Origin of the sequence: Archangium gephyra (assembly GCF_042230915.1) — a bacterium.
Lineage (GTDB): Bacteria > Myxococcota > Myxococcia > Myxococcales > Myxococcaceae > Archangium > Archangium gephyra_B.
The window spans coordinates 2,624,364-2,648,694 of sequence record NZ_CP102578.1 but is presented as its reverse complement, the minus strand read 5'-3'; the positions used below and the strand labels follow the sequence as shown (position 1 = coordinate 2,648,694).

The 24,331-nt window shown below is 70.2% G+C and carries 16 protein-coding genes; 4 read left to right on the top strand and 12 right to left on the bottom strand.

The window, feature by feature from the left end; translation table 11 throughout:
• Positions 1–54: 54 nt before the first annotated feature.
• The 3 genes from NR798_RS10545 to NR798_RS10535 are packed head-to-tail and all read right to left on the bottom strand — an operon-like array spanning position 55 to position 2,584.
• Complete coding sequence (locus NR798_RS10545) at positions 55–1,077, bottom strand: type II 3-dehydroquinate dehydratase (protein WP_375771323.1); 1,023 nt, start codon at positions 1,075–1,077, stop codon at positions 55–57.
• Positions 1,078–1,101: 24 nt separating this feature from the next.
• Entirely contained in the window at positions 1,102–2,037 is a 936-nt protein-coding gene (gene fmt / locus NR798_RS10540) for a methionyl-tRNA formyltransferase (protein ID WP_375771322.1), read from the bottom strand.
• A 31-nt stretch (positions 2,038–2,068) separates the two neighbouring features.
• Entirely contained in the window at positions 2,069–2,584 is a 516-nt protein-coding gene (locus tag NR798_RS10535) for a signal protein (RefSeq protein WP_375771321.1), read from the bottom strand.
• A gap of 180 nt (positions 2,585–2,764) precedes the next feature.
• Here NR798_RS10535 and NR798_RS10530 point away from each other — a divergent pair, with 180 nt between their 5' ends.
• A complete protein-coding gene (locus NR798_RS10530) occupies positions 2,765–4,360 on the top strand; it encodes a HEAT repeat domain-containing protein (RefSeq protein ID WP_375771320.1) in 1,596 nt (531 codons plus the stop codon).
• 1 nt (position 4,361) lies between these two features.
• On the opposite strand, the gene NR798_RS10525 is transcribed toward NR798_RS10530, so the two are convergent.
• Together NR798_RS10525 and NR798_RS10520 are read right to left on the bottom strand one after the other, a co-directional pair.
• Positions 4,362–5,771 carry a hypothetical protein gene (locus NR798_RS10525; protein ID WP_375771319.1) on the bottom strand — a complete coding sequence of 470 codons (1,410 nt, stop codon included), beginning with the start codon at positions 5,769–5,771 and terminating at the stop codon, positions 4,362–4,364.
• Positions 5,772–5,919: 148 nt separating this feature from the next.
• Positions 5,920–6,744: a metal-dependent hydrolase gene (locus NR798_RS10520; RefSeq protein WP_375771318.1), complete on the bottom strand. Its 825-nt coding sequence runs from the start codon at positions 6,742–6,744 to the stop codon at positions 5,920–5,922.
• A gap of 190 nt (positions 6,745–6,934) precedes the next feature.
• On the opposite strand from NR798_RS10520, the gene NR798_RS10515 reads away from it, so the two are divergent.
• From NR798_RS10515 to NR798_RS10505, 3 genes are all read left to right on the top strand, one after another.
• On the top strand, positions 6,935–8,764 hold the full coding sequence (locus tag NR798_RS10515; RefSeq protein WP_375771317.1) for an HSP90 family protein: 1,830 nt from the start codon (positions 6,935–6,937) through the stop codon (positions 8,762–8,764).
• Positions 8,764–9,891 (top strand): hypothetical protein, encoded by a 1,128-nt coding sequence (locus NR798_RS10510; RefSeq protein WP_375771316.1) that lies wholly within the window; start codon positions 8,764–8,766, stop codon positions 9,889–9,891. Before NR798_RS10515 ends, NR798_RS10510 begins: the two co-directional genes overlap by 1 nt.
• A 74-nt stretch (positions 9,892–9,965) precedes the next feature.
• Positions 9,966–11,618: a hypothetical protein gene (locus NR798_RS10505; protein WP_375771315.1), complete on the top strand. Its 1,653-nt coding sequence runs from the start codon at positions 9,966–9,968 to the stop codon at positions 11,616–11,618.
• Between the two features lie 160 nt (positions 11,619–11,778).
• On the opposite strand, the gene NR798_RS10500 is transcribed toward NR798_RS10505, so the two are convergent.
• The 7 genes from NR798_RS10500 to NR798_RS10470 all read right to left on the bottom strand — a co-directional run bounded on the left by NR798_RS10500 (position 11,779) and on the right by NR798_RS10470 (position 24,285).
• Positions 11,779–12,783, bottom strand: coding sequence for an aldo/keto reductase family protein (locus NR798_RS10500; RefSeq protein ID WP_375771314.1), 1,005 nt, complete (start codon positions 12,781–12,783; stop codon positions 11,779–11,781).
• 9 nt (positions 12,784–12,792) lie between these two features.
• Positions 12,793–14,397 (bottom strand): response regulator, encoded by a 1,605-nt coding sequence (locus NR798_RS10495; protein ID WP_375771313.1) that lies wholly within the window; start codon positions 14,395–14,397, stop codon positions 12,793–12,795.
• A gap of 8 nt (positions 14,398–14,405) precedes the next feature.
• Positions 14,406–16,535: a PAS domain-containing sensor histidine kinase gene (locus NR798_RS10490; RefSeq protein WP_375771312.1), complete on the bottom strand. Its 2,130-nt coding sequence runs from the start codon at positions 16,533–16,535 to the stop codon at positions 14,406–14,408.
• 8 nt (positions 16,536–16,543) lie between these two features.
• The gene (locus tag NR798_RS10485; protein WP_375771311.1) at positions 16,544–17,719 is read right to left on the bottom strand and encodes an ABC transporter substrate-binding protein; all 1,176 of its coding nucleotides are present in this window, start codon (positions 17,717–17,719) and stop codon (positions 16,544–16,546) included.
• Positions 17,720–17,835: 116 nt separating this feature from the next.
• The gene (locus NR798_RS10480) at positions 17,836–20,172 is read right to left on the bottom strand and encodes a Tex family protein (RefSeq protein ID WP_375771310.1); all 2,337 of its coding nucleotides are present in this window, start codon (positions 20,170–20,172) and stop codon (positions 17,836–17,838) included.
• 115 nt (positions 20,173–20,287) lie between these two features.
• Entirely contained in the window at positions 20,288–21,037 is a 750-nt protein-coding gene (locus NR798_RS10475; RefSeq protein ID WP_375771309.1) for a hypothetical protein, read from the bottom strand.
• Between the two features lie 23 nt (positions 21,038–21,060).
• On the bottom strand, positions 21,061–24,285 hold the full coding sequence (locus tag NR798_RS10470; RefSeq protein WP_375771308.1) for a TonB-dependent receptor domain-containing protein: 3,225 nt from the start codon (positions 24,283–24,285) through the stop codon (positions 21,061–21,063).
• Positions 24,286–24,331: the final 46 nt, after the last annotated feature.

Below are 24,331 nucleotides of genomic sequence, written 5' to 3'. Positions count from 1 at the left end.
ACGTGCACGGACAGTGGTAGACGTCTACCACTGGAGTGCCCGGGCGCCGCTCCCTCACCCTTCCAACCGGGTCATCATGTCCACCAACTGCGAATCCGACAGCTTGCTCGCGGGCAGCGCGGAGAGGGTGAGCAGGGAGTCCTCCAGCATGTCCTGGTAGCCCTTCTCCGCCGGGCCCCCGCGCTGCACCTCGGCCCACTTCGCACGCGCCCACGCCGCCAGCTCCGCCGGAGTCAGCCTGCCCGCCAGCCGGTCGGCGATCTTCTGCCGCACCAGGGCCCGGGTGAGGAAGTTCGCCGCGGGCGTCCCCTGCGCGCCCGGCACCTTGCGGCCCAGCGTCTTCGAGGGCGCGGCGGCCGCGGCCGGTGCCTCCACCTTGCGGCCCAGCGTCTTGCGGTTGCCGCCCGAGGGAGCCAGGGCCTTCGCCGGTGCATCGGCGGCACGCGCCAGGGCCCCCGAGGACCTCACCGCCAGGGACTTCTCCCGGGGGATGTCCTTCCCGCGGCGGCCGAGCGTCTTCCCCTTCTCCTCCGGCGCCCCGGCCTCCTCGTCGTCTCCGGACCAGGCGGCATCCACCACGCCGTCGTCCTCCGCCTCCACCGCCTCGTCCTCCGTCTCCTCCTCTTCCTCGGCCTCCTCCTCTTCCTCGTCCGTCAGCTCCCCGGCGAGGTCGCCGCTGGCGAAGCGCTCGAGCGCCTCGAGGTACGAGTGGAAGCCCTGGCCCTCGATGGTGGAGGCGCAGGCCTCGGCCACCACGGACTCCCGGTCCCCGAGCCGCTCCAGGTACACCTCGATGGCGGGCACGCCCACCGCCTCGAGCGCCTCCATGAGCGGGTAGGAGCCGAAGAGTCCCGCGGGGCTCACCACCACGCCCTCCAGCCGGGAGCGCTCGGCATGCAGGGTGTCGATGAGGACGCCCTCGTGGTTGGACTGCACCACCTTCAGCTCCAACCCCAGCTCCGTGGCCCGGGCCGTCAGGGCGGCATCGAGGTCCGCGAACCGACCTCCCTGCCGGCCTTCCCGCTCGCCCAGCAGGTTCAGGTTCGGCCCGTGCAGTACCAACAGCCTCTTGCCCATGTCGCGTGTCCTCTTCTCTCCGTCCTACGTCTCGAAGGGCCGGCTGCCTGGGGCCAGTTTCCGGCCCGCGAGGAACTCGCCCGCCGTCATCACCCGCTTGCCCTCGGGCTGCACCTCCAGCAACACCAGGGAGCCCTCGCCACACGCCACCTCCAGCCCCTGCGGCCCCGCGGACACCACCGTGCCCGGCGCGCCACTCCCCTGCCCCACCTGCGCCCGGTGCACCTTGAACAGCTTGCCCTCCAGAGTGGTGAAGGCGCCCGGCCACGGGGTGAAGGCCCGCAGGCGCCGCTCCAGCTCCACCGCCGGCCGCGTGAAGTCGAGCTTCCCCTCTTCCTTCTCGATGATGGGCGCGAGCACCACGCCCTCCGAGGGCTGAGGCCTCGGCTTCAGCTCGCCGCGCAGGTACGCGGGGAGGCACTCGCGCAGCAGCTCTCCGCCCAGCTTGGAGAGCTTGTCGTGCAGCGTGGCGCTCGTCTCGTCCGGAGCGATGGGCAGGCGCTTCTCGGCCAGCACCGGGCCGGTGTCGAGGCCCTCGTCCATCACCATCAGCGCCACGCCCGTCTCCTGGTCACCATGGGCGATGGCCCACTGGATGGGGGCGGCGCCCCGGAAGCGCGGCAGCAGCGAGGCGTGCACGTTGAGGCACCCCTTGGCGGGCGTCTCCAGCAGGTCCTTGGGCAGAATCTTGCCGTAGGCCGTCACCACGGCGACGTCCGGGGCGAGCTTGCGCAGCTCCTCGGAGAAGGGAGGGGTGCGCAGCTTCTGGGGCTGCAGCACGGGCACGCCACGCTCGAGCGCGTAGGCCTTCACCGGGGAGATGGCGAGCGCCTGTCCCCGGCCCTTGGGCTTGTCCGGCTGGGTGACGACGGCCACCACGTCTCCGATGTCGAAGAGGGCGGCCAGGGAGGACACGGCGAACTCGGGCGTGCCCATGAAGACGATGCGGGGGCGGGTCATATGGAGAAGCGTTCTGCTGCACCCGGGCGCTTCAGGCAACGGACTTCAGCGCGCCCGAGGTGGGACCTTCGGTGGCCTGACGTTTCCGGGCGCGGATGGAGCCGAGAATGCTGATGGCGGCCTGGGCCTCCTGGGTGGTGGCCAGCGGCTCCAGGGTCTCGATGACCTCGGAGAGCAGCCGGGCCTCCTCGGCCTCGCGCTCGCGGATGCGATCCACGGCCTCGCTGAAGCGGTCGAAGAAACCGCGCAGCTCGTCCTTCTTGCGCAGCGGGCGCATGCGCGGGTAGCGGCCGGCGGCGAGCGTCGCGATGTAGAGGCTCATCACATACACGGGACCGGCCACGCGGTGGGTGAGCACGAGCCCCATGAGGGCCAGGAGGCCCGCGATGCACAGCGCGCCAAGTCCGGTAAGCCACAGCATGGTCTCGCCACTCGTGGCGAGGGCCAGGGGGGAGGCGCCGCTGTCCACCGCGGCCTTGTGCGCCCGGTACGCCAGCACGCCCACGAGCAGCACCCCGCCTCCGCCGAGCGCGGCGAGCCGGAGCATGTACCGGACTTGGAACCCGGCATCGACCAGGTATTTCCGGCGCACGACATGAGGACGGGCAGAAGGTTGGGTATCGACGGACATGGCGTTGAGCAGCGTACTCCAATCTCCTGGGTCGGTTTGCTCCTTCCGACAGGATGGGTTTACAGGGAAAGCGCCTACAACCCATTGGGGGGTCCCATGTCTCGCCTACTTGCCGCAACGAGCCTCGCGCTCGTGCTCCTTCTCTCCGGGTGCAAGGTGGACCCGACCTCCCCGGACTACTGGGAAAAGACCCTGGGCAAGGCACGGCGGGCGCAGGACAAGGCCCGGGTGCTGGAGACGCTGCGCAGCTCGGGCCACCTCAACGCGAGCTTCCTGCCCTTCCTGCACGGGCAGCTCGCCTCGAACGAGAAGCCCGAGGTGAAGGCCGCTGCGGCGCGGGCCCTCGCCGACTTGAAGAACCCGGCCTCGGTGGAGCCGCTGGGCAACGCGGTGGACCTGACCGCGACGGACTCGGACGGCAACCAGTTGAACAAGGAGCTGGCGTCCGCGCTGGGAGAGATTGGCGACCGCAAGGCCGTGCCCGTGCTGATGAAGCTGCTGAAGGCTCGGGACAACTACACGCGCATCGAGGCCGTGGAGGCGCTGGGGCAGATGCGCGTGAAGGAGGCGGTGGAGCCGCTCATGGCGCTGGCCACGGATGAGGGGGCCGAGCCCTTCCTGAACAAGAAGGCGATTGAAGCGCTGGGCCGTATCGGGGACGCGCGGGCGGTGCCGGTGCTGATGCGGATGCTGACGAAGGAGCGCCGGGGGATGTCCTTCTACGTGGAGAGCTCGTTCTCGCTCTTCCAGCTGGGCCAGCCGGCGTCGGACGCGCTGCTCGCGGTGCTGGAGGGCAAGGACACGGAGCTGTCGAGCTGGGCACAGCGCAACGACATCAATCCCGCGAGCTATTCCTTCAAGGCGGCGCAGCTGCTGGGAGATCTGCGGGAGCGCCGGGCGGAGGCGGCATTGGTGAAGCAGCTCGAGTTCAAGCACGAGGATCCGCGGATCCAAGCCATCGTGCGGACGCGGGCGGCGGATGCGCTGGCGAGGATGCGTTCGGCGGCGGCGGTGAAGCCCCTGGCGGCGCTGGTGTCCGAGCCGGATGCGGGGGTGCGCGGGGAGTACACGTACGCGCTGGCGCGGCTGGGCGGGCGGGACGCGCTACCGGCGCTGGAGAAGGCGGCGGGCCTGGGGCACTGGTACGCCCGGGAGGCGGCGCTCGAGGCCCTGACGATGCTGGGAGACGCGCGGGAGTTGCCGGTGCTGGAGAAGCTGGCGGCGGCGGAGCCAGCGAAGACGGCGGCAGAGTGCGAGGCCCTGGGCGGTGAGGGGTGTGGGAACCCGGAAGCGCTGGGGAAGAAGCGGGTGGAGACGATTGCACGGCACGGCAAGCGGCTGGAGGCGGCGAAGGCGTGCGGGACGGACACGGGCTGCTGGGTGAAGAAGCTGGAGGACGCGGACAAGGGCGTGGTGGCGCGCGCGGCGCTGGAGGTGGGGCGTGGCAAGGCGGCGGCGCACGTGGGAGCGCTGCTGGCGCGGATGACGGAGAAGGACCCGGACACGCGGATGGCGCTGATTCTCGGGACGGAGTGGCTGGTGGAGGACGCGAAGGACGCCGCGGCCCTGGCGCGCAGCGCGCTGCCCACGCTGGAGAAGCAGCTCTCCGAGGAGAAGAGCAGCACGGAGTACGTGAGGGCGAACGAGGACCTGCGGCGGCTGGTGGCGAGACTGCAGCAGCAGAAGACGTGAGTCAGCCCACCTTGCGGACCGGGGGCTCGTCCCCGCCGCCCGTGTCTTCCGCATCGAGGAGTACGGGCGCGGGCTCGGGCTCATCCTGGAAGGAGCTCGGCAGCAGGTTGAAGGGCAGCACCTTCGCCAGGGCCACCAGCAACAACATCCCTCCCGGCGCCGCGAAGATGGCGAGCGCCGGAATCGCCTTCGCCACGTCAATCAATTGCGCCCGCATCCGCTGGCGCTCGTCGGCCGTCAGCGTCTGCCCTCGCGCGGCCTTGGTCAGCAGGTGGTACAGCTCGCCCGTCTCGCGGACCTCCTGCATCAGCCGGTGGAAGTTCCGCTCCAGCGTGCTCTGCATGCGGGACACCATGTCCTCGCCCATCAGATTGGCGGCCGAGGACACCGTGAACACATCCACCACCGAGCGGTTCTTCGCGTAGAACTCGGCCACCTCCAGCTCCAGCTGGTGCACCGTGCTCTCCGGCACCCGCAGCGCCCGCGCGAGCTTGTCGATGAAGACCCGCTCGCCCCGCGTCCGCCGTCCATCCACCAGCGACGCCAGCAGCGTCTGCTCCAGGATGAACCGCCGCAGATCCAAGCTGCGCACGTCCTTCACCGCCGCACTCAAGGAGTGGCGGCGCTCGAAGGACTGCCGCACGGCGCTCCGCAGCTCGCTCTCGAGCTCGTCCGGCAACCCCAGGTCCTCCACCTGCCGGAGGATGGCGCGGCGCGCGGAGAACGTCGGCTGCCGGTCCACGCAGGCCAGGCCCGTGAGCACCTCCACCAGGAGCGCCTTCTGCCGGGCGGCGAAGTCGATGCGCCGCCGGGCCATCTCGCGGTTCAACCCGCCGCGGCAAAAGTAGTCGAGCGCCTGCCGGCCGAACATGTGCGCGTCGGCATAGAGCGCCCCGTTGTGCAGGACGAGCCCATACGCCGGATCCCCCGACAGCGAGAGGGCGCGGCGCTCCAGCGCGTCCTCCACCCGGCCCCACAGCCGCTTCGGGGCCTCGTGCCCCAGGCGCAACTTCTCCTCGATGGCCTGAGCATCATCGAGCTGGCCGGTGAGGACGGCGAAGAGGAGCAGCAGTTGCTCGCGGCGGGGCCCCGGGGGCACACCGGCCAGGGCCGCGATGTCCAGGGCCATGCGCGCGAAGGTCCGCACCACCGCGCGGAAGAGCACCTCCTCGGGAGCGGCCGTGCCGGAGGACTCGGGGGACGCGCCCTCCGCGGGAGCCCCACCGTCCGCGGGGGTGCCGTAGAGCAGTCCGCTGGCGCGCAGCATCCGCCGCAGGTACGAGCGGGCTCGGGCGCGGCCGGAGCTGGACTCGGAGAGTCCCGGGGGCACCAACGGAGCTGGCACGCGCACATGGGCCGCGACCGACTCCTCGAGCATCGAGGAGAGCCAACCCGCCTTGCCTAGATCCATCGGAACTCCACCCCAGGTGCCGCACCAGGCGGCCCGCCAGGAGATACCCCACTTACCGTCAAGGCGCCAACGGCCCCTCCCCACGAGGAGGCGGGGCCGGTCCGGGTGTCCGGAACCGTGCTTCCGCGCGGCCCCAGACGGCCGGGGACTACAGCGCGGTGGCCTTGCCGATCTCCAGCGGCTTCACCTTCGCGGCGCTCTTCGCCTTCTTCAGGTCCGCCTCCAGCTTGTCGGGCGTGCCGGCCAGCAGGGGGAACGTGCCGTAGTGCATGGGCACCACCGTGGGGTTGCCGAGCAGCCGGGCGGCCTGGGCGGCGCCCGTCGGGTCCAAGGTGAAGTGACCGCCGATGGGCAGCAGGGCGTAGGTGGGCTTGAAGCGCTCGGCGATCTGGCTCATCCCGCCGAAGAGGCCGGTGTCACCGGCGTGGTACAGGGTGGGGCCGTTGTCGATCTGGATGACGAAGCCCATGGGAGCGCCCGCGTACTGCGCGGGGCTCTTCTCGTCCGCGGCGTAGCTGCTGGAGTGCACCGCCTCGACGAAGTGGATGGTGACGTCCTTCACCTTGAAGCTGCCGCCGACGTTGCCGCCCATGGCCCTGTCCTGGGGAATGCCCAGGAGGTTGACGAGCTCGTAGCAGCCGTACACCTGGGCGCCCGTCTTCTGCTGCAGCGCCTTGGTCTCGCCCACGTGGTCGAAGTGCCCGTGCGAGACGAGGATGGCATCCACCTGCTCCGGCCACTGGGCGCCCTGCGGGGCCTTGGGGTTGGAGAACCACGGGTCGATCGCCAGCGTGGCGCCGCCGGGGGTGCGGAGGACGAACGCCGCGTGGCCCCACCAGGTGAGCTCCGTCTTGCCGGCCGTGGCCGCGGCCTCCTTCTTCGCCGGCCCCTTCCCGGCGGGCGGCTGCGCGGCGGCCGTGCCAGACAGCCCCAGGAGCGCTCCCACCGTCACTGCCATGAGCTTGTTGCGCATTGCGTCCTCCTCCTCGAAACGAGACAGGTCCCCCGCGGTGCCACCCGGGCACCCCGCGGTCGAGGGGCCGCATATTCGGCGAGCGGGCAATCGTCCAGCGGCAAATCCGGCGGCTGTCCACAGTCCGGTGGACAGTCGCACCTGTCAGGGCGTACGGCTCGCGGCATACCCGCTATAGGCTGGGCCGCCCGTGGACCATCGCTTCCAGGTCAACCTCCGAGGAGTCATCGACCTCCTCTCCCACCACCTCTACAGCACGCCCGGCGTGTTCGTGCGCGAGCTGCTGCAGAACGCCACCGACGCCATCCGGGCCCGGCGTCACCTGGAGCCCGTCCACGCGGGCTCGGTGCGGATGGAGCTCATCGAGAAGCAGGACGGTGGCCTGCCCACCCTGCTCTTCAGCGACGACGGCGTGGGGCTGACGGAGGACGAGCTGCACCGCTTCCTGGCCACCATCGGCGAGAGCTCCAAGCGCGAGACGCTGGAGGCGCGCCGCAACGACTTCATCGGCCAGTTCGGCATCGGCCTGCTCTCCTGCTTCATGGTGTGCGACGAGCTGCTGGTGGTGACGCGCTCGGCGAAGGGGGACGGGCGCACCATGGAGTGGCGGGGCCGGCATGACGGGACCTACGCCGTGCGGCCGTCCGAGCACCCCTTGGAGCAGCCGGGCACCCAGGTCTTCCTCGTCGCCCGGGCGGACGCCGCCGAGTACTTCACCGCGGAGCGGGTGCGGCAGCTCGCGGTGCACTACGGGGGCCTGCTGCCCTTCCCCATCCACCTCACCGCGGACGGCCGCATCGAGCCCCTCAACCCGGCCCCTCCGCCCTGGCGCCGCGAGTACGAGAGCGCGGCCGAGCGCCGTGCGGCGCTGCTGGCCTACGGGCGCGAGGTGTTCGGCCAGGACTTCGTGGACTGCATCCCCCTGCGCGCGGAGGCGGGCCAGGTGGAGGGGGTGGCCTTCGTGCTGCCCTTCTCGCCCCACTTCAACGCGCGCCAGAAGCACCGCGTCTATCTCAAGGACATGCTGCTGTCCGAGAGCGCGGAGAACCTGCTCCCGGAGTGGGCCTTCTTCGTCAGATGCGTGGTGAATGCCCAGGGCCTGCGCCCCACCGCCAGCCGCGAGGCCTTCTACGAGGACGCCACGCTGGCGCGCGCCCGCGAGTCGCTCGGCCAGTCGCTGCGCCAGTACCTGGTGGACCTGGCCCACAACGACCCGCGCACCCTGCAGCGGCTCATCGCCCTGCACGGCCTGTCGGTGAAGGCGCTCGCGCTGGACGATGACGACTTCTACCGGCTCGTCATCCACTGGCTGCCCTTCGAGACGACGCTGGGGATGATGACACTGGGGCACTACCGCCAGTCCTTCCCCTCGGTGCGCTACGTCAACACGCTGGACGCCTTCCGGCAGGTGGCGCGCGTGGCGGCGGCGCAGGGGCTGTGCATCCTCAACGGCGCCTACACGCATGACACCGCGCTGCTGGAGAAGCTGCCGCGCGTGCTGCCGGACGCCCAGGTGGAGCTCTTCTCCGCGGCCCAGCTGCCCCAGGGTTTCGAGGAGCTGACGGCGGAGGAGCAGCAGACGGTGGCGCGGCTGCGGCAGGTGGCCACCGAGGCGCTGGAGCCGTTCCGCTGCGAGGTGAGCATCAAGAAGTTCCTCCCTCCCGAGGTGCCCACGCTCTACGGGGACGTGGACGACGGGGCCTTCCGCCGCGACGTGGAGCGCGCCCGCGAGGAGACGGACGAGCTGTACGCCTCGGTGCTGGAGGGAGCGCTCTCCGAGTCCCGCGAGGAGGAGCGGCCCCAGCTGTGCTTCAACCTCCGCAACCCGGTGGTGCGCCGGCTGGCACGGGTGCGGGACACCGCGCAGCTCAAGCTGTCGGTGGAGATGCTGTACGTGCAGGCGCTGCTGCTGGGGCACCGCCCGCTCAACGCGCGGGAGATGTCCCTGCTGAACCGGGGGCTGCTCGGCCTCATCTCCGCGCGCCTGGATGACGACGAGGGCACAGGGGGCATGCATTGATGGAGCAGGACTGGCGCGAGCAGGTGAAGAACCTGCTCGGGCGCGCGGAGAGGTTGGAGCCGGGCGAGGCCAAGGTGATGGCGCTCGAGGAGGCCGCCCGGCTCGCGGACGCGCACGCGGACGTACCGCTCGCCTTCGAGGTGCGGGACGCGCTCATCGACGCGGCCACCTTCGGGGGTTTCCCGGACCGGGCCCTGGTGGCCTTCGCCTGGTGCCGCGGCCAGCAGCAACGCGACCCCGTGCGCTACCCGCCGGAGCCGCTGCTCTGGAAGCAGAAGTGGGTGGTGGGCCGGCTCGACGAGTTCCCCCACATCAGCCGCAAGCAGATCGCCGGCGCGCTGGACGACGTGGAGCAGTGCTTCGCCAAGGCGGGGGCGGGACGGCGGGCGGTGCTGAAGCTGCGCTACCAGGCCGCTCGCGACATGGGCGAAAACGTGGTGGCGGAGGACTTCTGGGCGCAGTGGGTGCGCGAGCCGCGCGACCACCTCACCGACTGCCCGGCCTGCGAGCTGGATGACGAGCTGGACCACCACCTCGACCGGGGCGAATACGCCGTGGTGCTGGAGAAGGCCCGCCCCCTGCTCGAGGGGCGCAGGGCGTGCGCGGAGGTGCCCCACCTGACGCTGGGCAGCGTGCTCTACCCGCTCTTCAAGCTGGGCCGGCTGGAGCAGGCGAGAGACAACCACCAGCGCGGCTATGCCCTGGTGCAGCGCAACCGGGAGTTCCTCGCCACCGTGGGGGAGCACCTGGAGTTCCTCACCCTCACCAGCAACGTGGAGCGGGGGTTGAAGCTCTTCGAGCGGCACATGGGGTGGGCACTGGAGCACGCCAGCCACCGCGACCGCTTCACGTTCCACTCGGCCGCGTTCGCCCTGATGGAGCGGGCCCTCGTGGAAGGACGCGAGCGGGTGGTGCTCTCCCTGCCTCGCGCCTTCGCGCTGTACTCGCCCGGAGACACGTACGAGGTACGGACGTTGCGGGGCTGGCTCGCCTCGCAAGCAGAGGGCATCGCGGCGAAGTTCGACTCGCGCAACGGCACGGACCGCTTCCACCAACTGCTCGCGCGCACGAAGCGGCTCGGCACCGAGGTGGTGCCCTTCCCCATCGACAGTCCTCTCCCCGGATAAATCGCCTTTCGAGGAATAGCCGTGCACCTTGTAGTAGGCTCGGGAGCTTCACTCATGCTCCCGAGGGGTGCCTCGTGTCTCTCAAAAGGTCGTTGTTCTCCGTCCTGCTGTCATCGCTGGCGCTGGCTGGCTGCGGTACCGGCGTGGATGGGCAGCCGGATGATTTCAATCAGGGGCGTGGCCCCATCTACCCCGAGGGCACCAGCCTCGTCGCGGACGGGGGTGTCGATGGCGGCAACCCGTATGAGGTGAGCGGCAGCCGCGTGATGCACTACCGCCTGGACATCGGCGACTTCACCCAGCCCGTGACCGCGGATCCCCTCGCGTCCGAGCTGAAGGCCTTCACACTCGAGGATGGCGGCACGCGCGCGCTCACGGTGCAGACGTCGCCGGACGGCACCTTCCGCGTCACCGACGCCCCCGCCGGCCGTTACTACCTGCAGCTCGGCTCCCTCTACGTCGTGTCGGACTCGCGCACGGTGAACCTCGACCGCTATGACCTTGGCCGCCGCGATCGGGCGACCGCCGCCTCCGTGCCGGTGACGATCTCCGCGTCCAACCTCGAGCCCCAGCCGGACGAGAGCTACCCGAGCTGGGATGCCGTCAGCTCCAACCTGGGCGAGGCGGCGACCCTGTACGCCGATGTCCCCGTGCCCGCGGGCGCTACGTCCGTGAGCATGCTCCCGGTGAACTACTTCTCGATGGTCGCCCCGGGCGGGCTCCTCGTGAACGCGTCGCGAGGCGACCGCCTGTACGTCAACCACACCACCACCCGTGACACCGACACCTTCAGCTACACCACCATCGACCGGTTCTTCACCCCGGGCCCCGTCACCATGAGTGCCACCACGAGCACTGACCTGAGCGGCACCTTCCAGGAGGCGCCCCAGTACACGGCGGGCTTCGAGTGGTGGCGCTCGCGCTTCGAGGCCTATCAGGTCCAGGTGCACCCGCAGTCGCGCCCCACCAGTCAATGGCTCAGCATCTCGCCTACGCCCTGGAGCTCGGATTCCTGGTACGGCTACTCGGGCGACCTGATGTTCGCCAGCCTCTCCGGCATCACCGACCTCGTCACCACCGTCACCTACGGCAACCCCTACCCCTTCAGCTGGGGCGCCGTGGCCACCTTCTCCCATAACTTCAGCACCCCCACGCGCCTGCCCGGGACGACGTCCGGCGGCATCACCGCCAGCCTGTCCGACACGCGGCGGCTGAGCACCGCCATCGCCGGGCCCATTGCCCCGCGCGTCACCCCGCCGTGGGACCTCACCGTGAACGGGTTCAACGCCCAGCAGGAGCTCATGCTCCCCACGCTCACGCCGCGCCTCACCTGGAAGGCCCCCCTGGTGGGCACCCCCTCGGCCTATCGTGTCCGCATCACCCGGCTGTACGTGAGCGGGACGCGGACGGCCACGAGCATCGTGGGTACGCTCCACACGACCGGGACGTCCGTCGACGTGCCTCCGGGTGTGATGCAGCTCGGACAGAAGTACGCCATCACCGTCTACGCCTATGTCGCTCCCGGCGTCTCCCTCGCCGCGCAGCCCTACGTGATGGAGTCCCTCGTCGATGTCGCCAGCGCGAGCACGGTGAGCAGCATCCTCTCCACCCCCACCAGCCTCGCGCCGGAGCTCCACGCCGAGCCGGAGCCGTCCTTCGAGCCCGAGCCGGGCATCAAGCCCACCCGCCAGTACCGCATGCGTGAGCAGCTTCCGCTGACGCGCTGAGCGGAGCCGCGGATTGAACCCGTGGCCCTCTTCCGGGCCACGGGTTGGAGCACCGTGACGGGCACCCTCACCCCGACCCTCTCCCGGAGGGCGAGGGAGGGGGTGCACCGTGGGTTGACGGTGAACGGGTTGACGGTGAACGGGTTGACGGTGGAGGGGGCTACGGGCGCTTGTCCGGGGCCTGCTGACGCGTCCTCGCCGGGTCCCGCTCCACGACCGGCCCGAGGATCTCATCGATGCGGCGCATCACGTCTCCGCTCAGCTTCACCCCCGCCGCCTTCACGTTCTCCTTCACCTGCTCGGGCCGCGACGCGCCGATGATCGCCGAGGCCACGTTCGGGTTCTGCAGCACCCACGCCACCGCCAGCTGCGCCAGCGACAGCCCCACCCCATCCGCCACCGGCTTCAACTGCTGCACGCGCGTCAACACGTCGTCCGTCATGAAGCGCTGGATGAACCGCGAGCCGCCCTTCTCGTCCGTGGCCCGGCTTCCCTCCGGCGGCTTCTGCCCGGGCTTGTACTTGCCCGTCAGCACGCCCTGCGCGATCGGCGACCAGACGATCTGCCCCACCCCCAGCTCCTGGGACGTCGGCACCACCTCGCCCTCGATGACCCGCCACAGCATCGAATACTGCGGCTGGCTGGAGATGAGCTGGAAGCCCATCTCCCTCGCCATCGCCACGCCCGAGCGAAGCTGGTCCGCCGTCCACTCGGACACCCCGATGTAGAGCGCCTTGCCCTGGCGGACCACGTCCGCGAAGGCCCGCATCGTCTCCTCGAGCGGCGTCTCCGTGTCGTAGCGGTGCGCCTGGTACAGGTCCACGTAGTCCGTCTTCAGCCGCCGCAGCGAGCCGTTGATGGACTCCAGGATGTGCTTGCGCGACAGGCCCCGGTCATTGGGACCCGGGCCGGTCGGCCAGTACACCTTGGTGAAGATCTCCAGCCCCTCGCGGCGCTGGCCCTGGAGCGCGCGGCCGAGCACCTCCTCGGCGCGCGTGGCGGCGTAGACGTCCGCGGTGTCGAAGGTGGTGATGCCCTCGTCGAGGGCGGCGCGGACGCACGAGAGCGCCGCCGCCTCTTCGACCTGGGAGCCATGGGTCAGCCAATTCCCGTAGGAGATCTCGCTGACCATCAGACCGCTGCTACCGAGATGCCGGAAGTTCATGCGCCAGCATTAACCCGCTGAACGCGACGGCACCACCGGAACCTGTCCGTCCTCCACCACCGGACGCGCCGGCAATGAAACGGTGAACACAGTCCCATCCCCCGGCACGCTGCGCACGGCGAGGTCCCCCCCCAGCCTCCGCACGATGTTCCGGCTGATGGACAGTCCCAGTCCCGTCCCCGTCGAGCCCTTCGTGGTGAAGAAGGGCTGGAAGAGCCGCGACAGCACCTCGGACGGGATGCCAGGCCCCGTGTCGCTGACCTCGATGACGGCCATGTCCGCCTCGCGGCGGGCCGTGACGCGGATCTCCTTGCGCGGCCCTGCCCCCGCCTCCAGCGCCTGCGCCGCGTTGACGAGCAGGTTGACGAAGACCTGCGAGACGGGCCCCGGGCTCCCCCTCACCTCCAGGCCCCCGGGCAGCTCCGTCTGCACGCTCGCCTGCCGCATCGTCTCCATCTGGGCGATGCGCAATGCCGAGCGGATGGCCTCGTTGAGCTCGAACCACCCTCCGGCCTCCTCGTCCGTCTTCGCCAGCGAGCGCATGTCCCGGACGATGTCGCTGATGCGCAGCGCTCCCTCGCGCGCGTCCAGCACGGCCTGCTCCAGCTCCTCGAGGTCCACCGGCTCGCCCTGGCGCAACGCCACCACCTGCTCCTGGATGTAGCCCAGGTTGCTGATGACGTAGGCCGCCGGGTTGTTGATCTCATGTCCGATGCCGGCCGCCACCTGTCCCAGCGTCGCCAGCCGCTCCGAGGACGCGAGCTGGCACGCCAGCCGCCCGTTCTCCAGCGCGAGCACCACATGGCTCGCCAGCATCGCCGCGCGATCCACCTCCCGCTTGCCGAACATGCGCAGCCCTTCCCTGCGCAGCAGGCCCAGCACGCCCAGCACCCGCGCCCCCACCGCCAGGGGATGGAAGATGACCGAGGTCCCCTTGCCCAGCGCCTGCAGCGAGCCGAGCCGCCGGTCCTCCAGGCCCGGAGCCGCCAGGGCTGGCGTCCTGTCCGAGGGCAGCGCCTGCACCACCCGCTCGCCCAGCTCGCGCAGCAGGCCCCCCTCGTCCTCGGAGGACAGGCCGCACGCGTGTGCCACCTGCAGCCGCCCCTGCACGTCCTGCATCAGCAGCACCACCGCGTCCGCCGCCATCAGCGTCCGGCTCCCCTCCACGATGGCCTGGGGAATCCGATCGAACTCGTTCGTCTCGAAGAAGGACTGGCTGGCCCGCACCAGGTCCGCCGAGGCGTTGAGCCGGTAGCGGTCGAGCGCCCGCGTGACGCACGCGTACATCTCCCGGATGTTGAACGGCTTGCGGATGAGATCGAACGCACCGGCCCGCATGCACTCGATGGCCGTCTCCACCTCGGCATAGCCGGTGGCGACGATGACCTCGGTGGCCGGCAGCACCTGTTTGACCTCGCGCAGCAGCTCCAGCCCGCTCATGAAGGGCATGCGCACGTCGGTGATGATCAGACCGGGCGAGCACTCCCTCAGGAGCTTCAGGGCGGCCTTGCCGTCGGACGCCTCGGTGACGGCGTAGCCCTCCTGCTCCAGCTGGTAGCGCAGCAGCAGGCGCATGTCCCGCTCATCGTCCACGACGAGGATCTGCTCAGGCATGGGGGAACTCACGCGGAGACCTCCGTGGGGAGCACCGGCGCCACCGGGAACCACAGCCGCATCGTGGTACCGGCCCCGGGGGCCGTCTCCACGTCGATGCGGCCACCGTGCGACTCGACGATGCTGCGGGTGATGGACAGGCCCAGGCCCGTCCCCTCTCCCACGGGCTTGGTGGTGAAGAAGGGATCGAAGATGCGCTGGCGCACGTCCGGAGACATGCCGCTCCCGGTGTCCGTCACGAACAGCACCATGCCGTCGCGTGCCGGAGAGGGGTGCGCCCCGATGGACACCGTCCCTCCCGGCTGAGTCGCATCCAGCGCGTTGCCCACCAGGTTCAGCAACGCGGACTCCATCTCCGGCACGTTGGCCTCCAGCCCGGGCAGGTCCGCCGGGGATTCGATGATCTTCAGCTGCACCTGGGCGCGCTGGGCCTGGCCACTGGCCAGCTCCTGCACGCGCTCGAGCATGCGCCCCACCTCGATGCGCTCGCGCGAGGGGCCGCTCCTGCGCGAGAAGTCCAGCAGCGTGCGCACCAGCCGGGCACAGCGCTGGGTGTGCGTCTCGATGAGCGTGAACGCCGTGCGCGACGTCTCGTCCAGCGAAGGCCTCATCAACTGCGCCTGCGCGAAGCCGAGGATGATGCCCAGCGGGTTGTTGAGCTCGTGCGACAGGCCGGCCACGAGCGTGCCCACCGCCGCCATCTTCTCCGACTGCACCAGCGACTCGCGCAGCCGCTGCACCTCGCGCAGGTCCCTCGCGATGCAGACGTGCCCCAGCACCGCCCCCGCCGCGTCGAGCACGCGCGACAGGGAAAGCTGCACGGGGATGGCTCCCGCGTGCCGCGTGACGAGCGAGAGCTCGGCCTCCACGGACTCGCCGCCCCCCGCGCGGGCCAGCAGCCCGGTGACGAGCTCGCGCGACTGCTCGGGCACCACCCGCTCCAGGAAGGGCATCCCCAGCATCTCCATCCGCGGCCACCCGAAGAGCCTCTCCGCCGCCTCGTTGCACACGAGGATCCACCCCTCCCTGCCCACCATGAGGACGGCGTTGGGCGAGCTGGAGGTGATCTGCGCCAGCAGCGAGAGGTGCTCCCGTGAGCGCTCCAGCTCGGCGCCGCGGTGGGCGAGCCGCTCGAGCATCAGGTTGAAGGTGCCGGCGATGGCGCCCAGCTCGTCCCCGGCGCGGACCTCGATGCGCTCGTTCAGGTCTCCCCCGTCGATGATGCGCCGCATGGAGACCTGGAGCTGCTGGAGCGGGCGCATCAGCAGCCGGGTGCGCCAGATGATCAGCAGGATCAACAGCGCGGCCGTCACCACACCGCCCTGGATCATCCGCTGGCGCAGCACCTCCACCGGGCCGGAGATGCGCTCGGCGGGCACGGAGAGGACCAGGGACCAGCCGAAGCCATGCTCCCGCGCGAAGCCCTCCACCGGGACCACCAGGTAGAACATCCCGTCGATGAGCGCCGTGTCGTGCGGGCGCGGCCCGGAGGACAACGCCTTCAGCTCGCCAATCACCCGCTCGGGCAGCTGGCCGGTCAGTGGCCGCTCCCCATCCAGCAGCACCACCCCGAGCCCCTGGCGCGCGGCACCGCCCCCCACGAAGGACAGGTCGAACCGGGCGACCAGGGCCCCCTCGGTGTGCTTCTGGTAGACGACGGGGAAGGCGAAGAGCACGCGCGGCCCCCCCTCCTCGGAGACGACCAGGGCCTGGGGCTCGCCATCGCGCACCTTCGGCCACCAGGGCGCCTGCTCGAAGGAGCCGACACGCTCGCTGCGGCCGTTGCGGGCGATGACGCGCCCCATGAAGTCCAGCAACCAGAGGTCGCTCTCGCCGGGCAGGCTCAACCGCTGCATCAGGGGCTCGAGGTAGTCGCTCCGGCCCAGCGTATCGATGACGCTGTTGGTCATGAACGGGTTGGAGGCGAGCGAGTGCGCCGCGGTCCACCGCAGCTGGAGCTGCTCGTCGATGCCATCCGAGGCGAAGCGGGCCAGCTCGAGCAGATGATCCCGGTTCGCCGTCTCGAGCGCCCAGTGCGCTCCGCGCGACACGGTGGCCACGAGGGCGCCCACCATGACCACGTCGATGAGCAGGAAGAAGAGGAGGAGCTTGCCTTGGAAGCTCCGGAGGAGGTTCACGGGTGTTCCTACGGCTGGGCGGGCACCAGCACGCCGCGAGGGTTGAAGATGGCCAGGTTGAAGTCCGAGGGGCTCAGCGCCTCGTGATTGGAGCGGGTGAAGGCTGGCTGATAGGTGCGCACCAGTCCCTGGTAGGGGCCCAGCCGTTCCAGCGCGTCGCGCACCCGGGCGCGCTCGGTGGACCTGGCCTTCTGGATGGCGAGCGCGAGCAGCCAGACGGCGTCATGGGCCTGAGCCGTCCCCGACGCGCTGAAGATGTCCTCCTCGGAGCGGGTGCCGAACAACGCGTGGTACTTCGCGGCGGCCGCCCTGGCTCGCGCGCTCCGGTTGCCGACGAAGGAGAACGTCTGCACCACGCGCAGGTCCACCGCGGAGAGGGCCTCCCCCGCCTGGCGCACGAAGTCGCCTCCGATGATGCCCGAGTGCGCATAGATGGGCAGCCGCCTGCCCGGAGGCCGGCGCGCCAGGGTCCTCACGATGGCGGCCCCCTCGGGCGCATTGGCCACCAGGAGGAGGGCGTCGGCGCCCGCCCGCTCCATCGCGGCCAGCTGGACCTCCATGTCCGCATCGGCCCAGTTGAACCACTGCACGGACACGGGTGCCAGCTGGCGCCGGGCCAGGGCCTCGGTGATGGCCTTCTCGTTGCTCCGGCCCCAGGCGGTCTTCTCCAGGATGACGGCGAGCCGCCCGTGTCCCCGCGCCAGCGCCCGCGCGACCAGGAACTCGCCCACCCGCGCGTCGTCGACGGAGACCCGGAAGGTGTAGTTGGGCACCCGCTCGTGGTGGACCACGCCGGTGGCCGCCGCCCAGGGGCTCAGGACGATGAGCTGGTGCTCATGGATGAAGCCCAGGTTCTGGATGATCGGAGGGCTGTGCAGCCCCGAGAGGATGGCCACCAGATGGGGCATGCTCGCGAGCTCCGGCAACTGCTCCGTGGCCCGCGCGGGCACGCCGTGGTGGTCCCTCACCACCAGCTCCAGCTTCCGGCCGCCCAGCAGGCCGCCCTGGGCGTTGAGCTCCGAGATGGCCAGGAGCGCGCCACGGCGGAGGGCCTCGCCCGCCAACGCCGAGCCGGAGCTCATGTCCGCGTGCAGCGCCAGGACGATGGGCTCCTTCGGCTGTGCCCCGGCCACGCCGCAGCACAGCAGCGCGAGGCCGAACACTCCTGGCAGCAGTCGTTTCATGGCGCACCCGGAAATCCTGGGAGGCCAGAATATACGCGCCCGGCCCCCTTGGGGGCACGGGTGCTGGGCTCGTCACGAACGCGTGGCGAGGACGCCTGGTGTCCGGGCGCGCGCTCTCAGCGCTTGAGATTGCGGAAGGGGTTGTTGAAGGGCTCGGCCGAGGGCTTCTGCGCGGCCGGTGCCGGCGCCTTGCCGCTTCCCTGCTTGCTGGCCGCCGGGGCGGGCGCGGGACGCGAGGAGCCCCCCGAGGGCCGCGCCTCGCTCCCGGAGGAACGTGGGGCCCCAACGGATGCCGCCGAGGTCCCCTCGGTGACGGCGCGCACGGACAGTGCGAGGCGCTTGCGGACGAGGTCCACGCTCAACACCTTCACGGTCAACCGGTCGCCCACCTTCGCCGCCTCGCTGGGGTCCTTGATGAAGCGGGTGGAGAGCTGGGACACGTGGACGAGCCCGTCCTGGTGCACGCCCACGTCGACGAAGGCCCCGAAGGCGGTGACGTTGGTGACGACGCCCTGGAGCACCATCCCCTCCTTCACGTCCTCCAGCTTCTGCAAGTCCTCGCGGTAGGAGGGCGCGGTGAAGTCGCCGCGCGGATCCCGGCTGGGCTTCTCCAGCTCGGCGAGGATGTCCTTGAGCGTCAGCTCGCCCAGGTCCGGCCCCAGGTAGCGCTTGGGGTCGATCTTCCGCACCAGCGCGGCGTTGCCCACCAGCTGCTTCACGTCCACGCCCAGGTCCTTCGCCATGCGCTCCACGACGCCGTAGCGCTCGGGGTGCACGGCGCTCGCGTCGAGCGGCTCGGGGCCATGGACGCGCAGGAAGCCGGCGGCCTGCTCGAACGTCTTCGGGCCCAGCCCGCTCACCTTGAGGATCTCGCGGCGCGTGGTGAAGCGGCCCTTGGCGGCGCGGTGCGAGACGATCTTCTTGGCCAGCGTGGGGCCGATGCCGGACACGTGCTCCAGCAACTGCGGCGACGCGGTGTTGACGTCCACGCCCACCGCGTTGACGCACGAGTCCACCACCTCGCCCAGCTTCTTCTTGAGCAGGCCCTGGTCCACGTCGTGCTGGTACTGCCCCACGCCGATGCTCTTGGGGTCGATCTTCACCAGCTCGGCGAGCGGATCCTGCAGCCGGCGGCCGATGGACACCGCGCCGCGCAGCGACACGTCCAGGTCGGGGAACTCGTCGCGGGCCACCTCGGAGGCCGAGTAGATGGAGGCGCCCTGCTCGCTCACGGACACCACGGGCACCTGGGAGCCGAGCGCCTTGAGCACCTCGCGCACGAAGGTCTCCGCCTCGCGGCTGCCGGTGCCGTTGCCCACGGCGATGAGCTCGGGCTTGTGCTTGAGGATGATGGCCCCGCACTGCTTGGCGGCGGCCGCGCGCTCACTGCCGCTCTTCTCGGAGTAGAGCGTGGCGGTGTCCACCAGCTTGCCGGTGCCATCCAGCATGGCGGCCTTGATGCCGGTGCGCAGGCCCGGGTCCAACGCGAGCACGGGGCGGCTGCCCGCGGGCGCGCCGAGCAGCAGGTGGCGCAGGTTCTGCCCGAAGACGGTGATGGCCTCGCGGTCCGCGCGCTCCTTGAGCTCGTTGCGCAGCTCGGACTCCAGCGAGGGGCCCATGAGCCGCTCCCACGAGTCCTCCACCGCGGCGCGCAGCTCGGGGGCGAAGGGCGACTGGGGCCGGGTCACCACGTGCGAGGACAGCGTCCCCTTCACCTCGTCATCCGGGAGGGCCAGCTGGATGCGCAGCACCTCCTCGGCCTCGCCGCGCAGCAGCGCTAGGATCCGGTGCGAGGGGGCCTTGGACAGGTCCTCCTCGTGGTCCGCGTAGTTGTCGAACTTGGTGGCCTCGCCCTTCTTCTTGGCGACGACGGCCGAGCGCAGGCGGCCCTTCTGCACGCACATCTCGCGGGCGGTGCGGCGCAGGCCGGCGTCATCGGCCACGCGCTCGGCGCAGATGTCCCGCGCCCCGGCGAGCGCCGTCTCCAGGTCCGGCACCTCCTTGCCCGCGTCGACGAAGGCGCGCGCGCGGGCGGCCACGTCGTCCTTCTTCCCCGCCTCCTGCTTCCAGAGCAGGTCCGCGAGCGGCTCCAGGCCCCGCTCCCGGGCGATGGCCGCGCGGGTGCGCCGCTTGGGCTTGTAGGGGAGGTACAGGTCCTCCAGCTCCGTGCGCGTCTTGGCCCGCTGGAGCGCCTGGGCCAGCTCCGGGGTGAGCTTCCCCTGCCCCTCGATGGTGCGCAGGATGGTTTCCCGCCGCGAGTCCAGCTCGGCGCGCTCGGCGGCCCAGTCCAGGATGGCCTGGATTTGAACCTCGTCGAGGCCGCCGGTGGCCTCCTTGCGGTAGCGGGCGATGAAGGGGACGGTTGCCCCGTCCTCGCTCAGGGCGAGGGTCCGGTCCACCTGCTCGGGCTTGAGGCCCAGTTCCTTCGACAGCTCGATGGCGTAGGCGTGCATGGCGACACACACCCTACACCATCCCACATGAAAAGGCGAGCCCCCCCCGGCTCCCCTGACAGCCCCTCCGCGCCCCCACCGGCTGGGCGGGGACGCGGAGGCCCTGACGCAAGCCTCAGGGCTTGTCGGACGGCACTTCGCCGGTGAGCACGCAGAAGAGCGCCACCGGATCGCACTTCACCGGGAAGATGGGGTTGATGCCCGAGCCGCGCACCCGGCCCACGGACGGATCCGGGTTCGGGTCGCACTTGGAGTCATCCGGCTTCCCGCCGGTCGCGCAGCTCACCACCGGCCAGATGCCCTTGACCGTGTACTCGGCGGTGCAGCCGTTGTCGATGTAGCGCAGCTCCGCGGTGAACTGCGTCCCGGGAATCTGCGGCGTGTTGTAGATGCGCAGGTTGGACCACTCGTAGGAGAGGTTCCGGTCCGAGCCCCCCGCGGCGATGGAGCGCGTCACCACCTGCGTCGGGTTGAGCGTGGGCACCTCGCAGAAGTTGTCCTCGCCCGGGGCGTCCGTCGTCAGCGCGCCCACGGAGTTGGGCTCGAAGGGCGCGTCCGGATCCAACTGCGTCTTGGGCGCCGTCGCCGTGGTCTCCGCCACCAGGTTGCCGACCGTAATGGCCCGCATTCCCACCGTGGCCGGCCCGTTGGGATCCTGGTTGAAGTATTTCTCCAGGCCCACCCGCTCCGGCTTGAGCTGGGCGCACGCGGCGGCCGGGTCCTGCCCGGCCTTGAGCGTGTAGACGGTGGCGAAGGCCCCCTTGCCCACCATGCACTGCGGGTCCTGCTGTTGGGCCTCACAAGCGCCCAGGCTGGAGGCGAGCAGCACCGCACCCGCCGTCGATCCGATCAGTCGAAGGTTCATGATGTCTCTCCCGGGTGCGCGCACTAGAAGCTCAGCTTCAGGCCGAAGCGGATGGAGCGCGGCGCCTGGTAGGCGATCGGGCGCCTGAAGTTGGGGTTGAGGTTGGGGTTGTAGTTCGCGGTGATCTTCGAATTGCGCGTGGAATCGTTGATCGCGATGGGGTCCGCATCCGAGCTGCTGGCGAGATAGACGCGGCAGGCGGGGTTGTCCGGCGTCAGGCAGCTATCCACGTCCGCCGCCTTGCCGTTGAGCTCGATGGGCTTGACCTCGGCGGAGGCGAAGGTCTGGTCCACGTCCGTCACCTCCTGGAAGTTGAAGACGTTGAAGAGGTCCAGGGTGAGGCTGAGCGTGTAGTTGCCGGACAGCCGCTGGTTGATGCCGATGTGGCCGTCCACGTTGTGCACCCAGGGGAGCCGGCCCGCGCTGCCACGCGGCAGGATGAACGTCTCCGAGCCGCTGTACTGGGGGTGGAAGCCCAGGTAGTTGAGCGGCGCGCCCGAGCGTGTCCGGTAACCACCGCCCACGTTGAGGCTCGTGCCCTTGGTCAGCTGGAACTCCTTGGCGCCGAAGACCTTCAAGGCGTGCGTGCGGTCACCGGGCAGCGGGCCGTCGCGGTTGGTGGTCAGCGACAGCAGATCGAAGTCGCGCGTCAGGTTGGGCGACAACTGACCGGTGTCCGCGCGGAAGAGGCCCGAGTAGTTGCCGCGCAGCGTGGACCAGGTGTAGCTGACCTGGGCCAGCCACCCGTCCGAGAAGGCCTTGGTGTAGTAGGCGTTCACCGCGTCGTAGTCGCGGCGCGCCTCGGGGAAGTCTGTCGAGTAGCCCTTGCCCGGGTTGCCCAGGAAGAAGGTGCGGCCGTTGTCGCGGCTCATGTCCTCGATGACGTCGTTGAGGTAGCGCTTGGTGTAGGTGAGGCCCACGCGCCCGAGCAGCAGCTCGTACTCGCCACCCAGGACGAACTCGTCGCTGGACTGGGCGCGGATGTTCGGGTCCACCGGCACGCGATCGCCACCCTCGGACACCCACTGCTGGTTGGAGCTCTCCGGACCACCGCGCGTGCGCCGGTTGGCGGCCAGGGTGCAGTCGCCGCCGGGCAGGTGGTCGGCCGGATCCCTCGGGTCGCAGGGCGCGTTGTAGGTGGCCGCCAGCAGTTGCTGCTGCGGGAAGGACAGGTCCGCCATGTCCAGCGGGATGTTCTCGTAGAAGCGCGCGTAGTTGACGAAGAGCTTCGAGCGGCCCTGCTGGGTGAAGTCGTAGATGACGCCCAGGCGGGGCGACCACTGCTGGGGCAGGTTCAGGCCCATCTTGCCGTCCAGGCCCCAGATGGTCTGCGTGTCGTAGCGCACGCCCGCGTTGACCGTGACCTTGTCCAGGATGGACCAGCTGTCCTGGACGAAGCCGCCGACCGTCAACGAGGTGGACGTGCCCTCCTTGCTGGCCAGGAAGACGGGCTGGTCCGGCCCATCGAGATAGCCGTACTGGGTGCGGCTCTCGAAGCACCTGCCGTCCGTGCACTCACGCCAGGGCGCCAGGCCGGTGCGCGCGCGGTTGTTGTAGAAGCTGGCGCCCTCGGCATCGACACCGGCCTTGACGACGTGGTGGCCGAGCGCCTCGACCAGGTACGTGCCCAGCACCTTGGCCTGATAGCGGTCCAGCTCCGACACGCTGATGGTGCCGGGCCCACCGGACGTGTACGAGGTGACGGGGCAGTTCGTCGCGCCCGAGGTGGGATCCACCGTGCACACGGACGGGTCGGGGATGCTCTCGAAGTCGGTGATGGGGTGGTAGCCGGGGTTGCTCGAGCGCCGCCAGGTGATGCGGGGGAGCGAGGCCAGGCCCGTCCCACCGAGCTGCGAGCCATCCGAGGGGAGGATGGAGGCGTCCTGGTGGTGCCAGCCGGCCGTCGCGTCGATGAGCAGCGACTTGTTGAAGAAGGAGGAGGACTGCTTGGCGACGATGTCCAGCGCGCCGCCCGTGCGGCGGGTGGCGATGGAATCGTAGGAGCCCTGGACGAACGCGGTGCAGGACAGCCCGCTGCACACCTCGGGGGCGCCATCGCGGCTGAAGGAGTAGCGGCCCGCGCCGCCCGACCAGTTGGGCGTGCCGTACACCGTCAGCGACAGGTTGTGGTCCGGGTTGAAGAGGTAGGTGAGCTTGCCGATGTACTGGATGGTCCGGTCATCCGCGAAGCGGTTCACCTGGGTGCTCTCGATGGGCGTGGCCTTCTGGGCCCCGACGTTCAAGCAGCCCTCCTCGAGGTTGCGCTCGGTGCAGGTGCTCAGGGTGTTGAGCTGGCGCGCCACCTGGATGCGGGTGAACGAGGGCGCCATGCCGGCGTAGAACCAGAGCTTGTCCTTGAGGATGGGGCCACCCAGCTCGAAGCCGAAGTCCCCCTGGTTCCACGGCGTGCCCTTGGCGGAGATGGTGCTTCCCACCTGGACGATCTCCGGCCCGCCCGTCTGCAGGACGCCCGGGGCCACGTTGCCGAACACGGAGCCGTGGAACTCGTTGGAGCCGGACTTGGTGACCACGTTCATCACGCCGCCCGTGGAGCGGCCGTACTCGGGCATGTAGCCACCGGTGATGACGTTGACCTCCTTGACGAACTCCACCGAGAGAGGCGTGCCGATGGTGCCCACGGCCGGGTCGTTCACCGACAGGCCATCCACCACGAACTGGTTCTCCGGCGAGGTGCCACCGTTGATGCTCACGCCGTAGGTGTCCTCCTGCGCGCCGGGCGCCATCTCGGCCAGCGACTCGAAGGAGCGCGACGCCGAGCCCTTGCCACCGGGGCGGCTCACCGCCAGGTTCTTCAGGATGTTGGCGTCGATGTTCAGGCTCGACGCGCTCGAGCCCACGTCCACCGTCGGCGGCGCGGCGGTGACGGAGATCTCCTCGGTCAGACCGCCCTCGGGCAGCAGCTCCACGTTGAAGCGGATGGTGCGGTCGAGGCGCAGCTGGATGTCACCGCGCGAGTAGGGGCGGAAGCCCTGGGCTTCCACGCGGATGGTGTAGTTGCCCGAGGGCAGCTGCGGAATCCGGTACTGGCCGCTGGCGTCGGAGACCACCGTCTGCTCGCCCTGGAGGGCCGGAGACGTGGCCGTCACCACTGCGTCCTGCAGTGGCTTCTTGTCGGCCGAGTTGATGATTTTGCCGGTGATGACCGCGGTGCCCTGGGCCCATGCGCTGGACCCTGCGAGCAACAGCAGGACACACCACGCGCGAGCAAGTCGAACGTGCGAAGACAAGATGCTGACCCCTCCTGGGAAGTGGGTCGCACCTTAGTCACATTTT

Coding starts and splice junctions, on each gene's coding strand:
- NR798_RS10485 (WP_375771311.1), bottom strand. CDS start 17,719: ATGAAACGACTGCTGCCAGGAGTGTTCGGCCTCGCGCTGCTGTGCTGC.
- NR798_RS10525 (WP_375771319.1), bottom strand. CDS start 5,771: ATGGATCTAGGCAAGGCGGGTTGGCTCTCCTCGATGCTCGAGGAGTCG.
- NR798_RS10510 (WP_375771316.1), top strand. CDS start 8,764: ATGGAGCAGGACTGGCGCGAGCAGGTGAAGAACCTGCTCGGGCGCGCG.
- NR798_RS10520 (WP_375771318.1), bottom strand. CDS start 6,744: ATGCGCAACAAGCTCATGGCAGTGACGGTGGGAGCGCTCCTGGGGCTG.
- NR798_RS10480 (WP_375771310.1), bottom strand. CDS start 20,172: ATGCACGCCTACGCCATCGAGCTGTCGAAGGAACTGGGCCTCAAGCCC.
- NR798_RS10530 (WP_375771320.1), top strand. CDS start 2,765: ATGTCTCGCCTACTTGCCGCAACGAGCCTCGCGCTCGTGCTCCTTCTC.
- fmt (WP_375771322.1), bottom strand. CDS start 2,037: ATGACCCGCCCCCGCATCGTCTTCATGGGCACGCCCGAGTTCGCCGTG.
- NR798_RS10535 (WP_375771321.1), bottom strand. CDS start 2,584: ATGCTCCGGCTCGCCGCGCTCGGCGGAGGCGGGGTGCTGCTCGTGGGC.
- NR798_RS10475 (WP_375771309.1), bottom strand. CDS start 21,037: ATGAACCTTCGACTGATCGGATCGACGGCGGGTGCGGTGCTGCTCGCC.
- NR798_RS10500 (WP_375771314.1), bottom strand. CDS start 12,783: ATGAACTTCCGGCATCTCGGTAGCAGCGGTCTGATGGTCAGCGAGATC.
- NR798_RS10495 (WP_375771313.1), bottom strand. CDS start 14,397: ATGCCTGAGCAGATCCTCGTCGTGGACGATGAGCGGGACATGCGCCTG.
- NR798_RS10545 (WP_375771323.1), bottom strand. CDS start 1,077: ATGGGCAAGAGGCTGTTGGTACTGCACGGGCCGAACCTGAACCTGCTG.